This is a genomic window from Paenibacillus sp. BT-177 (assembly GCF_025846815.2).
Taxonomy (GTDB): Bacteria; Bacillota; Bacilli; order Paenibacillales; family Paenibacillaceae; genus Paenibacillus; species Paenibacillus polymyxa_C.
This window is the reverse complement of record NZ_JAOYTP010000028.1, coordinates 1-2,303: the sequence shown is the minus strand read 5'-3', so window position 1 is coordinate 2,303 and position 2,303 is coordinate 1. Positions and strand designations below refer to the sequence as shown.

Genomic DNA, 2,303 nt, shown 5'->3' with positions numbered 1-2,303 from the left:
AGCTCATTCACACGGATATGCGGATTGTTCACGATTTGCTCGATGACATGCAGTACATGTCCCTGCATCCGCTCGATCGTAGACCGGTCGTACACATTTGCGTTGTATCTGAACATGATACGGAAGGTTTCATCCGGCATCACAATCAAGTCCAGATCATAGTTCGTCTGCTCAACAACCTCTACATTCGTAATGTCAAACGCGGATGGACGAACTTCGCCCAACTGCTCGACTTGCTCCTCGACCGGATAGTTCTCAAATACCATAATGTGATTAATCAGATGCTGCTTCTGCTCGGTCAGCGCCTGAATTTCATACAGCGGGAAGCTGTCATATACCCCCGAAGCCAGCGCTTGCTCCTGCGTGTTCCGCATAATGTCCACAAACGTGGCATTCCGTTCACTTTGAATCCGAACCGGGATGGTATTAATGAACAGACCGATCATATTTTCTACACCCGCAATATCCGTCGGACGTCCAGATACGACACTGCCGAATACAACATCTTCATTGTTATTATATTTCTGCAAAATCAGGCCCCACACGCTCTGCATCAGCGTATTAATCGTGACCTGCTGCTGCTTGGCAATCCGGTACATGGCTTCGCTCCATGTTGGATCCAGCTCCACCGTTATTTTTTCGCAAACATATTCGCTGGTTGTACTTGCTGTAGTGGATACAGTGTTATCTCTGCTGTCTGCCACTTGATCATTGGATGAAGCATCCGATCCAGGCAGCAACGTCTGCTGTTCAAAGCCTGCCAAATAGTTGCTCCAATACTCTTTTGCCGCACGTTCATCCTGACGCTCCAGCCATTCAATATATTGGCCATACGGTGTGATTGGAGCAAGCTCCGGCTGTTTCTGCTCCAGCAGCGCAAAGTACGTACCAAACACTTCCCCGGTAACGAGCGATAAGCACCAGCCGTCCATGATAATGTGATGGAAGCTCCAGACCCAGTGATACGTTTCTTCATCGGTCTGCAATACCTGTACGCGCATGAGTGCATCCGTACCGAGATCAAAGCCCCGAGCCTGATCCTCCTGCTTCAACGCCTGGATATACGCCTGTTGTTCTGCTTTCTGCATTCCGCGTACATCCTTAAAGGAAAGGTCGCTATCTTTGTGACGGAACACCAGTTGCAATGGCTCCTGACCGTGTCCGGTCTCAAACCGATGGAAATTCGTCCGCAGCGCTTCATGACGCTGTGTCAGCAGATCTAGGCTCTTGCGGAAAACAGCAACATCGAAGCTGCCTTTTTGATCAAACGAGGCTTGCTGGAAGTATGCGCCTGAGTCTGGCTCCATCAAGCTATGGAACAGCATCCCTTTCTGCATGGGAGAAAGAGCATACACATTTTCCAGTTCGCCCACAGAAGCCGTTTGCTCCGTTAATTGCTCCAGTTGTTCCAACGACAAGCCTTTGAACAAGACATCGCTTGGCGTTAGTTCGCTCCGCTCTTGGGAGGCACAATGCTTGATTACTTCCTGCAAGCTTTCCCGTAGCAGCCGGGCAAACTTCTCTACATTTTGCTGATGATATACTTGGCTGTCATAGCGAATTTCCAAGGTCAGCACGCCTGCTGTAATCATGCCGTTCACATTCAGCGGCTGCTCCAGCACGGTATAACCACTCATCGGTTCTCCGTCCGTATGCGAAGACAGCACGATGTCACTCTGTTCCAAATCCTGATCAAATTGTCCCAAATAGTTAAAGCTGATCTCAGGCTGCAGATTCAAGGAAGGATCGGCATTATCCGAAGACATATACTTCAGAATACCGTAGCCAATGCCCTTATGCGGCACATGACGCAGGTCCTCTTTGACCCGCTTGATGCGCTGCCCTACTTCCGCCTTTCCATCGACATCCAGCAGCACGGGATACTGACTTGTAAACCAGCCCACGGTACGTGTAATATCCACATCTGGAACAATAGCTTCCCGGCCATGCCCCTCCAGATCGACCAGCACACGCTTCTGCCCGCTCCAGTTGTACAATGCGCTGCCGAGTGCGGTTAACAGCAGATCATTGACCTCCGTATTGTACGCACGATGTGATTCCTGAAGCAGCAACCGGGTTTCCTGTTCGCTCCAAGCTACGGTCACCGTCTCACTATCTCTGACCCAAAAAGGCTGTCCTGCCGCTTTGTCTCGATCCTTAGGTAGCGATGGGACTGCCATGTGAGCAAGACGCTGCCAGTATTCGCGTTCGTTGTCAATGGCCGGACTGTTCGCATATTGAGACAACCGCTCTGCCCAAGCAGAGAACGAATCCGTTTTATAAGGCAAGCGAATCGCTTCTCC

General features: G+C 50.4%; 1 protein-coding gene. It reads right to left on the bottom strand.

Annotated features, from left to right (window positions below):
• Positions 1–2,303: condensation domain-containing protein (locus tag OIU26_RS25760; RefSeq protein ID WP_264218409.1), on the bottom strand; the 2,303-nt coding region annotated here is incomplete at both ends.